Annotated in this window: 11 protein-coding genes; 3 read left to right on the forward strand and 8 right to left on the reverse strand. The window is 41.8% G+C overall.

What is annotated here, in order from left to right:
• Positions 1 to 115: 115 nt before the first annotated feature.
• Positions 116 to 1324, reverse strand: coding sequence for a NupC/NupG family nucleoside CNT transporter (locus ACR5KR_RS31615; protein ID WP_448270401.1), 1209 nt, complete (start codon positions 1322 to 1324; stop codon positions 116 to 118).
• Between the two features lie 254 nt (positions 1325 to 1578).
• On the opposite strand from ACR5KR_RS31615, the gene ACR5KR_RS31620 reads away from it, so the two are divergent.
• Positions 1579 to 7038, forward strand: coding sequence for a trifunctional serine/threonine-protein kinase/ATP-binding protein/sensor histidine kinase (locus ACR5KR_RS31620; protein WP_448269261.1), 5460 nt, complete (start codon positions 1579 to 1581; stop codon positions 7036 to 7038).
• Positions 7039 to 7219: 181 nt separating this feature from the next.
• Here ACR5KR_RS31620 and ACR5KR_RS31625 read toward each other — a convergent pair whose 3' ends face one another.
• The gene (locus tag ACR5KR_RS31625) at positions 7220 to 7936 is read right to left on the reverse strand and encodes a hypothetical protein (RefSeq protein ID WP_445629133.1); all 717 of its coding nucleotides are present in this window, start codon (positions 7934 to 7936) and stop codon (positions 7220 to 7222) included.
• Positions 7937 to 8384: 448 nt separating this feature from the next.
• On the opposite strand from ACR5KR_RS31625, the gene ACR5KR_RS31630 reads away from it, so the two are divergent.
• Positions 8385 to 9164: a cysteine hydrolase family protein gene (locus ACR5KR_RS31630; protein ID WP_448269262.1), complete on the forward strand. Its 780-nt coding sequence runs from the start codon at positions 8385 to 8387 to the stop codon at positions 9162 to 9164.
• A 130-nt stretch (positions 9165 to 9294) separates the two neighbouring features.
• The gene (locus ACR5KR_RS31635) at positions 9295 to 9750 is read left to right on the forward strand and encodes a cupin domain-containing protein (protein WP_194042486.1); all 456 of its coding nucleotides are present in this window, start codon (positions 9295 to 9297) and stop codon (positions 9748 to 9750) included.
• Positions 9751 to 10120: 370 nt separating this feature from the next.
• Here ACR5KR_RS31635 and ACR5KR_RS31640 read toward each other — a convergent pair whose 3' ends face one another.
• The 6 genes from ACR5KR_RS31640 to ACR5KR_RS31665 all read right to left on the reverse strand — a co-directional run bounded on the left by ACR5KR_RS31640 (position 10121) and on the right by ACR5KR_RS31665 (position 19780).
• Positions 10121 to 13330 carry a HEAT repeat domain-containing protein gene (locus ACR5KR_RS31640; protein WP_448269263.1) on the reverse strand — a complete coding sequence of 1070 codons (3210 nt, stop codon included), beginning with the start codon at positions 13328 to 13330 and terminating at the stop codon, positions 10121 to 10123.
• Positions 13331 to 13776: 446 nt separating this feature from the next.
• Positions 13777 to 14253: a hypothetical protein gene (locus tag ACR5KR_RS31645; protein WP_335008547.1), complete on the reverse strand. Its 477-nt coding sequence runs from the start codon at positions 14251 to 14253 to the stop codon at positions 13777 to 13779.
• A gap of 330 nt (positions 14254 to 14583) precedes the next feature.
• Positions 14584 to 15672 (reverse strand): 2-aminoethylphosphonate aminotransferase, encoded by a 1089-nt coding sequence (locus ACR5KR_RS31650; RefSeq protein ID WP_448269264.1) that lies wholly within the window; start codon positions 15670 to 15672, stop codon positions 14584 to 14586.
• 104 nt (positions 15673 to 15776) lie between these two features.
• The gene (gene aepY, locus ACR5KR_RS31655) at positions 15777 to 16937 is read right to left on the reverse strand and encodes a phosphonopyruvate decarboxylase (protein WP_448269265.1); all 1161 of its coding nucleotides are present in this window, start codon (positions 16935 to 16937) and stop codon (positions 15777 to 15779) included.
• A gap of 241 nt (positions 16938 to 17178) precedes the next feature.
• On the reverse strand, positions 17179 to 18834 hold the full coding sequence (gene aepX, locus ACR5KR_RS31660; protein WP_448269266.1) for a phosphoenolpyruvate mutase: 1656 nt from the start codon (positions 18832 to 18834) through the stop codon (positions 17179 to 17181).
• Between the two features lie 190 nt (positions 18835 to 19024).
• Positions 19025 to 19780 carry a phosphocholine cytidylyltransferase family protein gene (locus ACR5KR_RS31665; protein WP_448269267.1) on the reverse strand — a complete coding sequence of 252 codons (756 nt, stop codon included), beginning with the start codon at positions 19778 to 19780 and terminating at the stop codon, positions 19025 to 19027.
• Positions 19781 to 19865: the final 85 nt, after the last annotated feature.

Here is a 19865-nt window from a genome sequence, read left to right on the forward strand (position 1 = left end):
TATCGCGTCTCTCTAACTAGATTTATCGCGTCTCTCTAACTATATGTATCGCGTCTCTCTAACTATATGTATCGCGTCTCTCTAACTATATTTAGAATATTTAGAAAATTCTTCTTCAAATCAACACCCCAGCAATGCAAGCAGTGATAAAACCCGCTAACAATCCGCCAATCATTGACCTGACACCCATACGAGCTAAGTCATGCTGGCGATTGGGTGCTATCCCCGCAATGCCGCCAATGGTAATGCCAATTGAACCGATATTTGCAAAATTACATAATGCGTAAGTTGTAATAATTACTGCTCGTTGAGAGATTTTTCCACTTTCAATTAATGCCTTCAAATCCAAAAAAGCAATAAACTCATTCAAAATTGTTTTTGTACCCAATAAAGCCCCAACTTGCCGACAATCCGCCCAAGGTATGCCCATCAGCCAAGCTACGGGAGCCATAAAATAAGATAAAATCAGCTGTAATGAAAGTTGCTGTAAACCGACAAATCCCCCTAACCATCCCAGTAGGGCATTCAAGGCAGCCAATAATCCTAAAAAGGCGATAATCATCACCCCAACATTAACTGCTAGCTTCACGCCGTCAATTGCTCCGGTGGTAGCAGCATCAATTACATTTACATAATTGGTTTCTATATATGCTTTTGCTTTACCAACCGTCTCTGATACTTCTGTTTCAGGGTAAAGTAATTTTGATACCACCAACGAAGTGGGAGCAGTCATAAAGAAAGCAGCAATCAAGTGTTCTGCTGGGATGCCAAAGGAAAGATACGCCCCTAATACTCCAGCCGCAATTGTGGCAAAACCACCCGTCATCACGGCATGGAGTTCTGATTGCGTCATCTTCGCTATGTAAGGTTTAACCATCAGCGCCGCCTCTGTTGGCCCCAAAAAGATGTTACCTGCACAAGATAAAGATTCAGAACCCGATGTTTTCATCGTCTTCATCATTACCCACGCCACCACATTTACGACTCGCTGTAAAATGCCGTAGTAATACAAGACGCTAATAAAAGAAGAGAAAAAGATAATTGTCGGCAGCACTTGGAAAGCAAAGAAATGATCCTTAAAATTTTCTCCAAAGACAAATTTTGCACCAACATCAGAAAATGCTAAAAATTGACCGACAATATCTCCCAGAGATTTAAATACATTTAAACCCCAAGGAGTTTTAAGAATCACTAGCGCAAACACAAATTCTAATCCCAAACCCCAGGCCACTATTCGCCAACGCACCGCCCGACGATTAACAGAGAAGGCGTAGGATATAGCGATAAAAACTAAAATTCCCAACGCAGAGATGGCGCGTTCCATGATTACTCCTGAAAAGGTGTTGTTAAGGCTCTTAGTCACAGAGCATACACAAAATCTGCCTTCTTTTGGGGTTTTGTAGTCAATTACTAAAGTTTTGCTGCTGTAAATAAGAATTTAGCGATGTCTACGACGGGCTACGCCTACGCATATTCATATCTTTTTACAAAACAGTCTTCCCAAACCTTAAGCACATTTGTATTAATAGGAACAACCAATGTAATCAGGAAAAATTAATCTTCTAGGAAAAGAAAACTATGGTGGCACTAACCGGTTATCAAATAAATGAACTAATTTATTCGGGATCTAAAACCCTAGTGCATCGCGGCATTAGAGAATCAGATAAAAAACCAGTAGTGATTAAACTGTTGCGGCGTGAGTATCCCACATTTTATGAACTCGTGCGGTTCCGCAATCAGTACACCATTGCCAAAAACCTAGATATTGATGGGATTATCAAAACCTATAGTTTGGAGAACTATCAAAACAGCTATGCCTTAGTTATGGAAGATTTGGGCGAGATTTCTCTCCAAGAAGAGATGGCGAGGTGGGGAGATGGGGGAATGGGGAGAACTGCTGATGGATTGCAGACATTTTTTCACATTGCTTTGCAAATTGTCTCCATTCTTGATGGACTTTATCACAACCGAGTGATTCACAAAGACATCAAACCCGCCAACATTTTGATTAACCCTACTACCAAAGATATAAGGCTGATCGATTTTAGTATTGCCTCCTTACTTTCTAGAGAAACGCAAACCCTCACTAATCCAAATATTCTAGAAGGGACGTTAGCATACATCTCTCCCGAACAAACCGGACGAATGAACCGGGGAATTGACTACCGCAGCGACTTTTATTCCTTGGGTGTCACTTTTTTTGAACTCCTCACCGGACAGTTACCTTTCAAATCTGATGAACCAATGGAGTTGGTGTATTGTCATTTGGCAAAGCTTCCTCCACAGGTGCATAGCCTGAATCCTGAGATTCCCCCAATTCTGTCGGAGATTATCGGCAAACTGATGGCGAAAAATGCCGAAGACCGCTATCAAAGTACATTAGGGTTGAAGTATGACTTAGAAATTTGCTGGCGTCAGTGGCGAGAAACTGGCAGGATTGATGTCTTTGAGTTAGGAGTGCGAGATATTTGCGATCGCTTCATCATCCCAGAAAAACTCTATGGACGGCAAACAGAAGTAGAAAGCTTACTCGCAGCATTTGATAGAGTCGCACAGGGAAACACTGAAATGATTTTAGTAGCAGGTTTCTCTGGTATTGGGAAAACTGCCGTTGTTAACGAAGTCCATAAACCAATTGTGCGACAACGGGGTTATTTTATCAAAGGAAAATACGATCAATTTCAACGCAATATTCCTTTAAAAGCTTTCGTCCAAGCATTTCGAGATTTGATGGGGCAATTACTGAGTGAAACCGATGCCCAACTCGAACAATGGAAAGCTAAAATTTTGACAGCTTTGGGTGAGAATGCTCAAGTAATTATCGAAGTTATTCCCGAACTAGAAAAAATTATTGGACAACAAGCACCAGTACCCGAACTTTCAGGTAATGCTGGACAAAATCGCTTCAATTTACTGTTTAAAAAATTTCTCCAGGTTTTCACAACCAAAGAACATCCATTAGTAATATTTTTGGATGATTTACAATGGGCAGATTCAGCATCTCTAAAGTTTATGCAATTACTAATTAGTGAAACCGAAATTCGCTATATGTTAGTTATTGGTGCTTATCGAGACAATGAAGTATATCCAGCACATCCCTTGATGTTAACCTTAGGAGAAATTCATAAAAATGGTGCGAATATTCATACTATTACTTTAGCCTCTCTCAATCATACAGATTTAAATCATATAATTACTGATACTCTAAAATCTAACTTAGAGGTTGCTCTACCTCTCACAGACTTAGTATATCAAAAAACCCAAGGCAACCCCTTATTTACCAATCAGTTTCTCAAGTTTCTGCACGAAGAGAAGTTAATTAACTATAACTTTGATATCGGTCATTGGCAATGCGATCTTGCTCGGGTTAGAGGATTAGCATTTACTGAGGATGTGGTAGAGTTTATGGTGCTTCAGTTACAGAAGTTACCAGAAGCAACTCAAAAAGTTTTGCAGCTTGCAGCTTCTATTGATAATCAGTTTGACCTAGCAACTCTCGCAATTGTCTATGAAAAATCTTTAGCAGAGACAGCAGCAGACTTATGGAAAGCTTTGCAAGAAGGTTTGGTCATACCCACAACTGAAGTTTACAAGTTTTATCAACAGGAATCAGAAGAATCTATAATTACTTCTGATTCTTCAATGCTCGATTCTACTTCCTGCTCCTACAAGTTTTTGCACGACCGCGTTCAACAAGCTGCTTATTCTCTAATTCCTGAAAATCAAAAGCAGACAGTACACCTCAAAATTGGGCGATTAATGTTGAGGAATATCTCGCTTGAAGAACGCGAAGAACATTTGTTTAAATTAGTCAATCAGTTAAACTTAGGAGTTGAATTAATTACTCAACCAGAGGAACGAGAAGAACTGGCAAAATTAAACCTAACTGCAAGTCATAAAGCCAAAATTTCGACTGCTTATGAAGCTGCTGTAGAATACACAAATTTTGGAATTAAGTTACTCACAGAAGATTGTTGGCAACATCAGTATGAGTTGGCTTTAACACTGTACTCAACCTCTGCCGAAGTCGCCCATCTTAACGGTGATTTTGAACAGACAGAACAATCTATACAAGTAATATTACAACATGGCAAAACACCGATCGATCGAGTCAAAGCCTACGAAGTCAGAATCTTATCTCAGGTAGCACAAAACAGAATGTGGGAAGCTATAAAAACGGGACTCCATATTCTCAAAATATTGGGAATAGAACTGCCAGAACAGCCAACAGCAGAAGATATTAACCGTGGACTACAGGAGACACAATTAGCTTTAGAGGGAAAAACTATTGAAAGCTTACTAGAGTTAAAATTAATGACTGAGCCAGATAAGTTAGCAGCCATGAATATTTTGACAAATATTGCTGCTGCTGCTTATCTAGTTATCCCAGAACTCTATCCTTTAATATTATTTGAACAGGTTAATTTATCCCTAAATTATGGAAATACTGCTAATTCGCTTTATGGATATTCATCTTATGGGCTGATTCTTGTCGGGATTGTAGGAGATATTGATTCAGGTTATCAATTCGGTCAACTCAGTCTAAAACTATTAGATAAATTAAATGCTAAAGAATTCATTGCTAAAACATATATGATTGTTTATGGCTGTTTGAATCATTGGAAGAAGCATCTTAATGAACTTTTACTTCCTATACAATCAGCTTATTATAGCGGAGTAGAAATAGGAGATTTAGAATTTGCAGGTTACTGTGTATGTAATTATTCCTTGAGTTCATATTTTGCTGGTAAAGAATTATCTTCTCTAGCACAGGAAATAGGAAATTATAGTCAAGGACTCGCACAAATTCGTCAAGAACCATCTTTACATAAAAATGAACTCTATCGGCAAGTAGTGCTTAACTTACTTTCAAAAAATCAAAACCCTTGCCGCTTAATCGGTGATGCTTACAATGAAGAAACCATGTTGCCGCTTCATCTCCAAAGCAACGATCAAACTATGATTTGTTCGTTGTATTTTAATAAATTGCTTCTCTGTTATTTATTTGCTGAGTATACTCAGGCTATTGAAAATGCTGATTTAGTACAGAATTATTTAGAAAGTCTTCTTGGAAGTATTATTTTTGCTATATTTCATTTCTATGATTCTCTGAGCCAATTAGCCGTATATTCTGATGCTTCTGAAGATAAGCAAGCATTCATCCTTAAAAGGGTTACAGCTAATCAGGAAAAAATGCAGAACTGGGCGCATCATGCGCCGATGAATCATTTACATAAGTTTCATTTAGTGGAGGCTGAACGCTATCGTATTCTCGGCGAATATATTCAAGCAATGGAAATGTACGATCGCGCCATTCAAGGAGCCAAAGAAAATGAATATATCCAAGAAGAAGCTCTAGCTAACGAACTCGCTGCCGAATTTTATTTAACATGGGGTAAAGAGCAAATTGCCCAAACCTATTTGACAAATGCTTACTACTGCTATGTTCGTTGGGGCGCTAAAGCCAAAGTCTATGATTTAGAAAAACGTTATCCTCAATTACTCGCCCAGATTCTCCAATGGGAAAAAATTCGTTTCAATCCTACGGAACCAGCATCCAGTTTTTATAACATGTCCCTGTCTACTTTGGCTGCTGATACGACAATTTCATCTAGCAGTGCCAGCATTTCCGAAGCTTTAGATTTAGCAAGTGTTCTCAAAGCCTCTCAAGCACTATCTAGCGAAATTCATTTAGAGAAGTTGCTCTCTACATTAATGCAAGTGGTAATGGAGAATACTGGAGCAAAAAAATCTGCTTTAATTTTACTGAAAGATAATATTTGGGCGATCGAAGCGATGTCTACGACGGGCTACGCCTACGCAACATTCCAGAAAGTGCCAATTATTTTGCAATCTGTTCCTATTGAGTTTAGCGAAGATATCCCTCTAACTGCAATTAACTATGTCAAACGCACCTTAGAAACATTGGTAATTGATGATGCAACTGCGAACAATTCCTTCACCTCTGACTCCTACATTATCAGACAACAACCCAAGAGTTTACTGTGTACCCCCATTCTCCATCAAGGGAAGTTAATTGGCATCCTTTACTTAGAAAATAATCTCATTGCTGGAGTATTTACCCATGATAGACTCCAAGTAATCAACCTATTGTGTTCGCAAGCTGCCATATCTTTAGAAAATGCTTCTTTTTATCAGCGATCGCAAGAGAATGCTCAACAATTAGAACACTCACTTACAGATTTAAAACAAATGCAACTACAACTGGTGCAAAGTGAGAAAATGTCAGCATTAGGTAATTTAGTTGCAGGTGTAGCCCACGAAATCAACAATCCTGTAGGCTTTATTGCAGGTAATATTCAACCTGCTGTTGATTTGGTTGAAGATTTGTTTAACCTCATCGAGCTTTATCAAGAAAAGTTTCCAAATCCGGGTGTAGAAATTGAAGAAAAAATTGCCGAAATTGACCTAGAATATATTCGAGAAGATTTGCCAAAAATGATTTCTTCGATGAAATTAGGTATCGATAGAATTCGGAGTATTAGCAATAGTTTGCGAACCTTTTCTAGAGCAGATACAGAAAACAAAGTTGCTTTTAATATTCACGATGGGATCGACAGTGCAATTTTAATTCTGAAACATCGCTTAAAAGCATCGGAACTACATCCAGATATTAAAGTAGTGAAAAAATACGGTGATATATCTTTAGTCAAATGTTTTCCTGGACAACTTAATCAAGTATTTATGAATTTATTGGCAAATGCCATTGATGCTTTGGAGGAGTCCAATATTGGACATGATTTTCACGAAATTAATAATAAAATTGAGATTAAAACTTGTTTGAGTGAAGACAAAGAGCGAGTTTTAATTTACATTCAAGATAATGGGATGGGAATGTCTGATGAAGTCAAACAAAAGATTTTTGACCATTTATTTACAACTAAATCTGTCGGTAAAGGTACAGGATTAGGATTAGCGATCGCCCGACAAATAATTGTAGAAAAACATGGCGGTACTCTGGAGGTTAATTCCGTACAGGGAGAGGGTACAGAATTTGTGATTCAAATTCCGATTTAAAATTACCCCTCTTGGCGTGGGTAGCCAACAACAACATAACGACCAAGATAACTGGTGATAGAAATATTAGACCTCTTGCAAAAATATATTTTTGCAAGAGAGGGAAGAGGGAAAAGGTTTTGAATTTCTTTACTCTTTTACCCTTTTCCCCTTCCCCTTTACCCCGACTTTTGCAAGAAGTCTATTTTGGAGTTTCCTGAGCATTTTTAATTTCTTGCTGGCTGTTAGACTGTAGCGCTTCACGGGTTAACAAAAACTGTTCGCCCAAATCTGTAACATGAAAATATTTAGTTAAATCGATTGAGTTTTTACCATAATTACTTGCTTTAACCACATCACTGATATAACCAGAGTTCGTTTTAATTAATTTAAAATCTCGTAACCGCCTTAACTCATCACCTACATTGTTTGATACATAAAAGTCATAACTCGTTTTTGCTTTAGAATGCTTATAAAGCTGATCGATTTTCTCATAATCCTTCTGGGCAAGCAAAAAACCAAACATAAAAGCTTGTGTTTGTTCTAAATTTTTCTGCTGTTTTCCTAGTTGTTCTAGCTGTTGTGCTTGAAGTTCATCAATTTGTTTTTTCTGTTCATTAACCTCTTGTTTTAATTCCTTGAACTTAGCTGTAAACCCACCATCTTTAGAAATGCCAAAATCCTCTAGTCGATTGAGCAAACCAGAGTTGAACAACAAAACAATGGCAATGAGTATAAGATCGGGAGCTTCTATCTTTCTTGGTTGTTTTCCTTGTTCGATAAATATTGGGCTAACTAGGCTGAATATCAGATAACATACTGCTGCTACTGAAACAATTTCAATCCACCAATTTTTACGATTTTTATCTTCTTTTTTGCTAGAATCGCTTCCTGGTGGTTGCTGGTTTATTTTATTCATAAGTAGTCAACTTTGATTTAATTAGGTTTTACTCAGGACTATAAGATATTCGTCACAGAAGTCTATGCTGAGATGAGAATCCTCAAGTAGTGCCCTTCCAATGAGCGAACGACGATCCATCCCCAGTACTACAACTTCACGCTCTATACTGTTCCAGAAAAGAGTTACCAAATACACATTAACTGCAACATTATAATTATCAGCAAGATTTGCGTCGAGATGATATTGGGTTGATTCCCCAGATGCCATACCTGCGGTGAGAGATTCATCTTGAATTAAGGGGGTGATAAGGGGCTAACTCCCACCAATCTCCAATGAATTGGGAAGCCTACACTTACTTGTCAGGGAAGTGTAGGTAGTTCACCATATTTAACCTTGATTAAGTAATTGTATTTTGACTTGAATTTCAAGTTACAAAATAGAAAATGGTGTTGGGTACTGGAATTTTATGAATTTACCATTGCGGACATTGGGAGTTGCACCAAATGCGTGGACAGTGAATAATGCGATCGCAGATATCACTCGTCCTCAAAAGACCCCACAAACCGTTATCTTATCAACAGAAACTAAAACCCTGCGCCTAGACTTGGCAAAAACTGCTATCCTCGTCATTGATATGCAAAACGACTTCTGTCACCCTGATGGCTGGTTAGCACATATCGGTGTAGACGTAACTCCAGCGCGCCAGCCTATTGAACCTTTGAACAACTTACTTCCAGAACTGCGTGAGGTTGGCGTTCCAGTCATTTGGATAAATTGGGGTAATCGTCCCGACTTGCTCAATATTAGTGCTAGTTCGCGCCATGTCTATAATCCTACAGGGGAAGGTGTGGGATTGGGCGATCCACTACCAAGCAATGGTGCTAGAGTACTTATGGCAGGTAGTTGGGCTGCGGCAGTAGTAGACGAGTTAGAACAGATTCCCGAAGATATTCGTGTGGATAAATACCGCATGAGTGGGTTTTGGGATACACCTTTAGATAGTATCTTGCGGAATTTGGGAAGGACAACATTATTTTTTGCTGGTGTTAATGCCGATCAATGTGTGCTGACTACCTTATGTGATGCCAACTTCTTAGGATATGACTGCGTATTGGTTAAAGATTGCACCGCCACAACTTCTCCTGAATATTGTTGGCTGGCGACGTTGTACAATGTCAAACAATGCTTCGGTTTTGTCACTGACTCGCAAGAAATTTTAACAGCGCTGCAAAAGAGTGAGGAGTGAGGAGTTAGGAGTTAGGAGTTAGGAGTAATTAGCGGGTTTGTGATTTAGAGATACAACTAATGACTCAATATTCAGTACTCAGATTTTAGAAATTTTCATACCCATCGATAACTTCAGAGGGGATAAATAAATGTACGCTACTCGTTGTGTAATTCCGGTGATCAAATCTAGCAAAGATTACCAAGTATATCGCATCAGTCCCGACGCCTCTAATCGATTAGCAATTATTTTCGATTCGACAAATGCTAATACTTCTTTGACTTGCTGCATAGAAATTTTTGATGTTGGTGGGCAAACACCCCCAAATCGCCATCAGTGGGCGGTGGAAATGTTTTTTGTTCTCAAAGGAGAAGCGATCGCTATATGTGACGGCAAGAGTGCCACAATCAAAGCTGGAGATAGTTTATTAGTCCCTCCCACTGGTACTCATTTGATTAAAAATACTGGTTCTACTCGCTTGTACACGTTGACTGTGATGATTCCCAATGAAGACTTTTCGGAATTGATTCGCAGTGGAATTCCGGCGGAGTTAGATGAAGAAGATATGGCAGTAATAGGGAGGTTTGATGCTTTGATGCCCTGTTAAAGATATTTGAAACCTCTGTTCTATTTCTCTCTCCTACAAAGCTACGGTGTACGCACAAGTCAAATTACCCCCCTTAATCCCCCCTTATAAAGCAATACAGTTCAGTTAAGAAAAATTGTAGGTTGGGTTAAGCAAAGCGCAACCCAACAAAGTCCCGCAAATGTTGGGTTTCGTTCCTCAACCCAACCTACATAGTTTAAGGTTTCTGGGGTTAACTGAACCGTATTGCCTTATAAAGCAGGGGGTAAAACTGACGCGAAAAACCAAGTAATGCTATTTCAAACTTGTGTATACACCGTAGCCTTTGCCTTTCCTGCTCAAGAATAGCCTGCCTTAACAGATAAATTTCCACAAAGCCAAGCGTATTGCACTATCTAGTCCTTAATAACTGCACGAAAGTATTACTCACCGTATTGTCTTTAGTATCGGCGGCGTATTGAATCAATTCTTCTCGCAGTTTTTTGGCTGCATCTATCTCAAGCAAGGTTGCTAGCAAGAAATAAACGCCACGAAATCGGGGATCGCCCATTCTATCAACTAATAGTCCTTCGGCGGCATCAGTTTCGCCGAGAAAGTTTTGCACTAAGAAGAAATCCATGATTTTATCGTGGCGGAAATACCATTCTTTCTGGGCTTCGCCTTTTTCATCTTGCCACTGACGGCTGACTACCATTTTGTATTTCTCGTCTGACAAAGACATGGCGACTTGGTGAAATTCATCGGCGGGTAAAGCTTGTTTGTCTGCGAGTCGCATTTCGTAGACGGCGGCGGAGAATTTCTTTAAGGGAAATTCTTGATTCCATTCTTTGAGGTATTCTGCCGCCATTAAATTGTATTGCTGTTGTTGCAGGTGAAACAAGTTAGGGTGTTTGCCTTGTGATAACATCAGCGCTACCACTGTTAGATCCATTGGATTGGATAGAATTCGGCGGATAGCATCTAACTCTTCTTTGGCTTGTTGTTGTTGGAAGACTTCTGTTAAATAATTGGTGCAGGCTTTGGCGTAATCAGCACCTTGAATTTTGGCATCTTGGGGTAGTCGCAGCTGACGGGATATCAAAAACTCTTGAATTTGTTGTTGCTCAAGGGGCTGCAATTTATATATCTTGGCTGTTGAGGGGGGTGTCCACTCTAGGGGCTGGGTAGTCATTATAATGTTGCCCCGGAAATAGCTTTCGACAAACTGGCAGATTTTAGCCCGTGTTTCGGCGGTGACTTCGTTGAGTCCGTCGATGCAGATATCTATCGCGCCACTGTAAATCAGGTTTTTCAGGAAGCCAGCATCTTGGGCTTGGCCGTGTAGCTTGTCTTGGATGGCTTCAATTACGCCTTTATGACATTTCTGGGCGGGGAGATAAACGACGATGCGCTGGGAGTTATTTAAGAGATGACGGAGAAACATCGACTTGCCTAAGCCGGAATCTCCTTCTAAGATAATTTGTCCTTGAATGCTGGGGAGGGCTGCGGTTATGGGGAGGATGTCTCCTGAAATGGGGACTTTGACTTTTGATTCTGGGAAGTATGACTGGTCGTGAAAGTTATGTAACCCGGCATCAGCTAAGAGCGAAGGTTTGAAGGGTTCAAATAATTTGCGGCGGAAGGGGGGAAACCAGGTGAGGAGAAAGCCGACGTAGCCAACGCCTAAGATTCGGCGTACCCAAGGGTTCCAGAAGAAGATGGCTTGGACTTGGGGAAATTTCGGGTAGGCAAAGATGAGGGCAAGCCAAAAGGCAGCATGAATCAGGATGGTGTTTTTGGCTTTGAAAAACCACTGCCAATATTCCAGATGATTAATTACTGACTGCACCGCATTCGCATCAGTGGGACTAGCTTTTTCAAGGTTGCTGTAATGGCTTTGCAGTAAATTAATATCTTGCCATTTCCAAGAAACATTTTTGTTGGCGGCGACTTCGGAAATTTGCTTGGCTAAGTCCTTGCGTAAGCGTTCTAGTCCTTGGCTGTTATTCCAAGTTTGCAGAAATACGTTGAGGATTTTGATGCCTTCATCGTGTGAGAGTTTGTCAGGAGTTGCTTGAGGAGAGCCGAGCCATTTCAATAGAGTTTTTACTTCCTCAGTGCCACCGCCCAGGAAATAAGTTAGAAAACGCCAATTTAAGTATTCTGAATTACCAGGCTCATAAACATTATTCAGAATTACAACAACCTCCTTTAACTCCAGTTTTCTGATATTCGCTAATGCCACTGCCGCACTGCCACGAACATCTGAAGCAACCTTTTCATCCTTGAGGAATTTGAGGATTTCCGGGATGTATTGAGCCGCCGCCTGCCCGAAGTTGCTCAATGCCACTGCCGCACTGCGACGAACTCCTGAGTCAACCTTTTCATCCTTGAGGATGTTGGTGATGTCAGGGATGTATTGAGCCGCCGCCTGCCCGAAGTTGCTCAATGCCACTGCCGCACTGCGACGAACATTTGAGTCAACCTTTTTATCCTTGAGGATTTTGAGGATTTCCGGGATGTATTGAGCCGCCGCTTGCCCGAAGTTGCTCAATGCCTCTGCCGCACTGCCACGAACATTTAAGTCAACCTTTTCATCCTTGAGGAATTTGAGGATTTCCGGGATGTATTGAGCCGCCGCTTGCCCGAAGTTGCTCAATGCCACTGCCGCACTGCCACGAACATTTAAGTCAACCTTTTCATCCTTGAGGATTTTGAGGATTTCCGGGATGTATTGTGCCGCCGCCTGCCCGAAGTTGCCCAATGCCACTGCCGCACTGCGACGAACTCCTGAGTCAACCTTTTCATCCTTGAGGATGTTGGCGATTTCCGGGATGTATTGTGCCGCCGCCTGCTTGAAGTTGCTCAATGCCTCTGCCGCCCTGCCACGAACATATGAGTCAACCTTTTCATCCTTGAGGATGTTGGCGATTTCCGGGATGTATTGTGCCGCCGCCTGCTTGAAGTTGCTCAATGCCTCTGCCGCCCTGCCACGAACATATGAGTCAACCTTTTCATCTTTGAGGATGTTGGCGATTTCAGGGATGTATTGTGCCGCCGCCTGCTTGAAGTTGCTCAATGCCTCTGCCGCCCTGCCACGAACAGATGAGTCAACCTTTTCATCCTTGAGGATGTTGGCGATTTCAGGGATGTATTGTGCCGCCGCCTGCTTGAAGTTGCTCAATGCCTCTGCCGCCCTGCCACGAACATATGAGTCAACCTTTTCATCCTTGAGGATGTTGGCGATTTCAGGGATGTATTGTGCCGCCGCCTGCTTGAAGTTGCTCAATGCCTCTGCCGCCCTGCCACGAACATATGAGTCAACCTTTTCATCCTTGAGGATTTTGACAACTGTCTGTGCTATGTCCTCCGGTTTCTTAACCACGGTTTTCAAGTCTTTTAGCTCATAAGCAGCTAATTTGTTCAAAGCATATCCCTTCACTTTGTCGTAGCTGTCGTCAAGGGCTGCTACTATACCGTTAATCTGCCAATCTTGGGGTTTGGGTTTGGGGGTTTCTTTGGCGCTAACCCAAGGTAGACAAAAAAGGAAAGAAAGGATAAAAGCTAAAGCATAAAGGATAAAGCGAGAAGGCTTGCTGTGGTGGCGGGGAGTTGTGACCATGTTTGGAGCAAGGTGGCAAATTACACGCGGTTATAAGTATAATAACAACCTTGCAATCTGTAATTCCTGATTGAGAATGCAACTTGGTATCAACAAGTAGTAGGCAATCTGCATTCACGAGTATAAAAGACTCGTCCACGAGTATAAAAGACTCATTCACGAGTATAAAAGACTCATTCACGAGTATAAAAGACTCATTCACGAGTATAAAAGACTCGTCCACGAGTATAAAAGACTCGTCCACGAGTATTAAAGACTCGCCCACGAGGATCAAAGACTCATCCACGAGTATTAAAGACTCGCCCACAAGTATAAAAGACTCGCCGACGAGTATCAAAGACTCATTCATTTACATATTGGACTACAAGATTAAAATTGCGTTTAAACGCCAGATCCCCGACTTTTTTGAAAAGTCGGGGATCTTATCTTGTGCGTTGAACTACAGCTTATGAATTAGAAGCAGTTTTAGCAGATTTACTTTTAATAGCCTTAAAACGATCGCCTAACTGTTCGGCAAGACTTTTTAACCCTGGAGTTTTCTTTGCAGCAGTCTTGACGTAATCATAAACTGTCAAACTGCTGCCCATTGCTTCGCTGCCGACTGCCATTAAAGTATCATCTACTTGTTCTGTCAGTTGTCGCAATCCAATCAAAAGCTCAGTAAGTGTGATTGCTAATTGATAATCCCGCACAAATTCATCGACATCAAAGCTGGCTGGGAGAATATCTCGGTTAGACTGGGCCGCAGTCAGGCTGGTATTGACAAAAGCTAGGCTTTTATCGCCCATCTTAAATAACTTGCGTCGTTCTTCCACACTCAGGGTTACGAGAAAAGGCATTTTCGCTTGGATAGTCGCAAAGGCTGCTTTAATTTCTTGGATATCTGCTGGGGAAAGAGAGCCTGTAATATTTTGGTAAGCCATTGGTTATTTACTGTGGTAAATCTGTTTGTTATGATTCCCACTGGTAAATGCGATCGCACAGTCTTAAGGAATGGGGAGAAGGGAAAATAATACCAATTCAAAATTCAAAATTCAAAATTCAAAATTAAGAAAGCCAGACATCACAAAGGTATGTCCGTATGTATCTATCGCATTCTTTTTTCAAATTGGTATAACCTCTCTGGTTGTACCACAAGTGGAATTACCCCCCTTAATCCCCCCGATGCATTGGGGGGAAACAAGAAAAATTCAGTTCTCTCCCCTTTGCAAGGGGAGGGTTAGGGAGGGGTAAAACTTACGCTTCAAGTCAGTTTACCGAATAATTTCTTTAACAACGCCAACAAAGCGTTCCATGTCGGCTTGGGTAATGGCTCCCATTGTCGAGACTCTAAAAATAGATTTGGCTAAATTTCCCTGTCCAGAATAAATTATATAGTCATGTAATTTCAGTTGGTCGTGAAATTCTTCATAGCTGAAACCGTCTGGCAAGTAGTAGGCATTCAAGACAACGGATGAACTGCCAACAGGAAGTAGGGGTGTAATTCCGATTGAGGCTAACCCGTCTCTGACTAAGCTGGCAAGTTGGTTGTAATATTTGTGTCTGGTACGCCAACCTCCAGCTTCTGCCATTTCTTGCAAAGCTTCTGTTAGGGCATAAAATGTCTGTATTGATTGCGTAAAAGGTGTGCCGCCTCGGTCTTGTTGCTGGCAATAGGTTGCTAAATCTAAATATAAAGTGCGGGGGATGGTGTCTACTGATGGCAGTGCATCCCGTTGCAGGATGACAAAAGACGTTCCTGGGACACCATGCAGACATTTATTCGCTGTTGCAGCGCAAGCAGTGATTCCCCAATCGGTAAAATTTAATTCCTCAGCACCAAAGCTGCTGACTGCATCTACTAATAGTTTGATACCGCGTTCTTGGCAAATTGGCGCAAGTTCCGCCAAATTATTGAGCCGACCGGTAGTAGTTTCGTGATGGACAACAGCAAGGTGGGTGATGTCGGCGTTTTCATCTAGGAGTTTGATTAAAGCTTTGATATCGATTTCGGCATCCCAAGGATGGGAAAGTGTGATGTAATCAATGCCGTGGATTTTGGCGATTTTGGATAGTCGTTCGCCATATACACCGTTTTCAATGACTAGTAATTTTCCGTTTGTGGGTACTAAACTACTAATCATTGCTTCCATTGCGGCGGTACCAGAACCAGTCAGGAGAACTGCTGCCCAGCGATCGCTTCCAAGCCCATAAACTTGAAGTAGCTGTTCGCGGATTCTGGTTTGAAGTTGCGAAAATTCTACCTCACGGTGACACAAATCGGGACGCAACAGGGCATTTCTGACGCGATCGCTCAAATTGACGGGGCCAGGATTGAGTAAAATCATTTTGTCATTTGTCATTTGTCATTGGTCATTTGTCATTTGTCATTTGTCATTTGTCATTTGTAATTAGTTATTCTCCTTCTGCCCCCTGCCTCCTGCCTTCTGCCTCCTGCCTCATCCCATTACGAATTACCAATGTGTTTCATAAAGCGTTGTAAAATTGCTTCCGGGGTGAGGTTGGGTCTGGGTAGCTTTTCTAAAGTTCCGGGACGGATTTTTAAATGAGCGAATTTAGGTCTGGTGTTAGCATCTGCGGTAAATAAAGCATCTAAAAGGGCGGGGTCATCTCCGGCTAATGTCACGCCGTAACCGCACGCTTCGGCAATTTTGGCAAAGGAAATACCCGCCGAAACCGTGGCTTGTGCGCCTGTGGAATCGTGGACTTCATTATCTAACAGAATATGGGTCAAGTTCGCACCGCCATAAGTGCCGATGGTCGCAAAATTACCCATTCGCATTAACGCTGCCCCATCGCCATCAATTACTACTACCTTGAGGTCTGGCCGTGCTAAGGATAATCCCAATCCCATTGAGGAAGCGCAACCCATCGAGCCAACCATATAAAGATGATTGGCGCTGTCTTTACTAGCAAAGAGTTCGCGTCCCGTGTATCCGGTGGTGGCAATTATTACAGTGTTTTCTGGAGCGGTAAGTTCCACAATCCGAGCTAATGCTTCGTTGCGAGAAATGCGTTGTTCTTTGTTGTCCCGAAAAAAGCTTTGCTGAATATGAGCGCTATTACTATTTTCTCGTTCGGGGATAGAAGAACGGGTGAGTGCATGGGGTGCAATCGCTCCTTTACGCATGATTAAAGCATAAGGACAGCGTTCTTGTTGCATATAGGCTGTGGCTCTTTGCAGAACGGGTTCTATTTCTGCTGCATCTGTGGGAAAATATTCCCAAGGTATAGTCATTGTTTGCAGCAATTTCTCTGTGATTTGTCCCATTAATTGATGTTGCGGTTCATCTTGCAACAAGCGATCGCCTCTTAAAGTACAAATCAGCAGCAGCGGAATCCGAAAGATATAAGTGAGGGAGGTTAGCGGGTTAACTGCATTCCCCAAACCAGAGTTTTGCATCATCACTACAGCTGGTTTCCCAGCAATTGCGGCTCCAGCTGCGATCGCTACAGCATCTCCCTCATTGGCTGCGGAGATATATTTAAGTTGAACGTCATTGATGACGTAATTAATAAAAGGCGTGAGAAAAGAACAGGGTACGCCAGTGTACCACCCAAAGCCAAGATTACGCGCAGCTTCTACAAATTCTTCTGCCTGGATCATATTAAGAGATGGGGGGTGGAAAGTAGGGAGCAGGGGAGACAAGGGGACAAGGGGGACAAGGGGGACAAGGGGACAAGGTAATTAAAGTTAGAACTTGCAACAAGTCTTTTTTTCTGAAGTTATGATACCTACGGCAAGCTGCACTAACGCTGGAAGCAGGCGCTCAGACTTCTCTCCTTGTCCCCAATTCTCCTTGTCCCCTTGTCCCCTTGTCCTCTTAGCCATGCCCAATGCCCCACTCCTATTGTTTTAATTGAAAAGCAAGGTCAAGATCGTCCAAAGAATTAACATCTAACCAGTTACCGCGAATATAAAGTACCTTGATCGGTTTGCCTTGCTCGATTAAATAATTGCATAATTCTGGCAAACCCAGACTGTTAAATTCCGATCGCTTTTGCAATTCATTGAGTGCTTCACTAACCCATTGTCTACCTTGACTCCGCAAGCGCAGCATCCCAATCCACCGTCCGCTAGACTTTCCTAATTGCGTTTGGGTGGTTTTAGAAACGTTCAACAAGTTGACATCCTGTCCAAACAGAGAAAGATCGTCTGGAATTGAACAATAGGCGTAGTCAGGTGAACCGCTAACAGACTTGTTGTTGGCTACAGAATCAACCACAGCCACAATTTCTCCGGGACATTCTAATAAATCTCGCAGGATGTAGCTTCTAAATAGTAAATCGCCGTAAAGCACCAGCATTTCTTCGCCAAAGCTGGCTTTAGCTACGGCTAAGGATGCTAATTCTCCCGTTGTTTCATAATCTGGGTTGCGGATGACTTTAGTCCCCGGAACATTGATAGTTTCTGCTTTGTAACCGGCGACAACGGTAATATCATTGATGGCAAGTTTCTTGAATTTATCTACCAATAACCTGAGTAGAGGTTTACCTCCAAGGGGTAACATTACTTTTGGTTTATCTTGCGTCAATCCGGCTAATTCTTGGCCTCTGCTAGCAGCCAAAACGATCGCTTGGGTATGTTGTCGTCCGTTGTTAAAGTAGCGTTTTTCAGCTTCTTGGAGTTCATCCGCCCCTTGTAACCGAAAGATTTCTTTGACGGGAGCAATATCATCTTCAATGTTGATTAAAGTTTCGCTGGCTTTCACTTCACGGGCGATCGCTTGCATACTAGCAACAGCAGATCGAATCAGATGATTTGCCCAAATGACCAAATTAACTTCAGCTTTGCGAAAAACATCGGTAGGCGTGCTGTAATATTTAGTCGGTATAATCACTAACGGAGAACGACCCGCCCATTCTTTAGCAAAGGCTAGCACTTGATCGGGACGCGATGATTTACTGTGAATTAAGATGGCGTTTGCTCCGGCAGCGTGGTAAGCTTCAGCTCGGCGCAAAGCCTCCGAAAGATCCCAGCCGGCAATCAAAGCTTCAAGTCGGGCGACGATGCAAAAATCTGCATCTGTCTGACTATCCTTACCCGCCTTAATTTTGCCGCAGAATTCATCAATATCAGCTAAAGCTTGGCGACTCCCGTTGATGAAGCTATTGGTTTTGGGAAAAAGCTTATCTTCAATACAGACTCCAGCAATACCTCGCTGTTCTAACTTTTTCACCAAGCGGCGCATATTATTAAAGTTGCCATAACCAGTATCCCCGTCTAATAAAATCGGGATGCTGGTGACATCAGACATGAACTCTAGCATTTCTACAACTTGAGTCCAACTGGCTTCATTATTATCTCGAACGCCATACTGAGCCGAAAGGGCTAATCCACTCGCCCAAATTCCTTTAAATCCAGCCTCTTCCACAATCCGGGCGCTAATCCCATTATGAGCTTCCATAATGAAGTCGAGTTGAGGCGATTCTAGTAATAACCTTAATTGGGCACATTTATTTAATTTTGCAGAGGTATGATTGGGTGCAAATATTTGATGCATTTATTCTGCTTTTTTCAACCTATATAATATTGCGATTCTCAATTGCATGGAATACAGACCTAACCCCCAGCCCCTTCCCTACAAGGGAAGGGGGGTAAGATTCAAAGCCTCTCTCCTTTTAGGAGAGAGGTTTGGAGAGAGGTCAAACTGTAATGCATCCAAACCAAAACCGCTATAAATGAAGATATTTTCAGACATGTTCTGCGACTTCTATCTGAGGTAAAATATCGTTTTGGGCACGTTGAATATCCTGGGGAAAATCGATTTCGAGCCAAGGTAATCCAGTGATGTCTTCGTAGCCAAATGTTTCTGGAGTTTCTAAGAGCAGATCCCGAATTACTTCTTCATAAGGTTCATTATCCCGTCCATCTGCAACATATTGTTCTGTGCGAATCGCAAGACGGCCAACAACAGCACTTTCAAAACGAAAGAATCCCACTGACTCACCGGCAAAATCATAAGCTAAACCAGGAGCTATTTGTTTGCGAAACTCCACTAGATAATTATCTCTGACGCAAAGCTTCACGGGTTCATCTCCCGGTTCAAAATCCCGATCTAGTAAGAAACTGTTGGGGATATTTGTCTTTACCAGTCGTTCGATGATGCGGCGATCGCACAACACATCTGCATCCATTAATAATATGTCATCGCCAGCAACTAAATGCTGACGTACAGTCCAAAGGCTGATTACGCTGCCCTTGGTGTAGTCAGGATTATAAATTGTACTGACCCAACTTTCGGCTCCTAATGTTTTGATTTCATCCTGAATTCTTTCTGCTTGATAACCCACAGCAATCACTACTTCATCAATTTGGTAATGACGGAGATAGTTAAAATGGCGCTCTAGTAGAGATTTGCCGTTAAATTTCAGTAAGCATTTGGGTTGGATTTGCCCGTCTTTACCTAAGCGTCGTCCAACGCCAGCAGCTAAGATAATTGCCTTCATCGTCAAATCACCAACAGTAGCTTAGACACCAGGAAATCTGGAAGTTTTCCCAGTATTTTATAATGACTGTATTTTGCTCAATTCA

The sequence above is a fragment of the Nostoc sp. DSM 114159 genome (assembly GCF_053470285.1).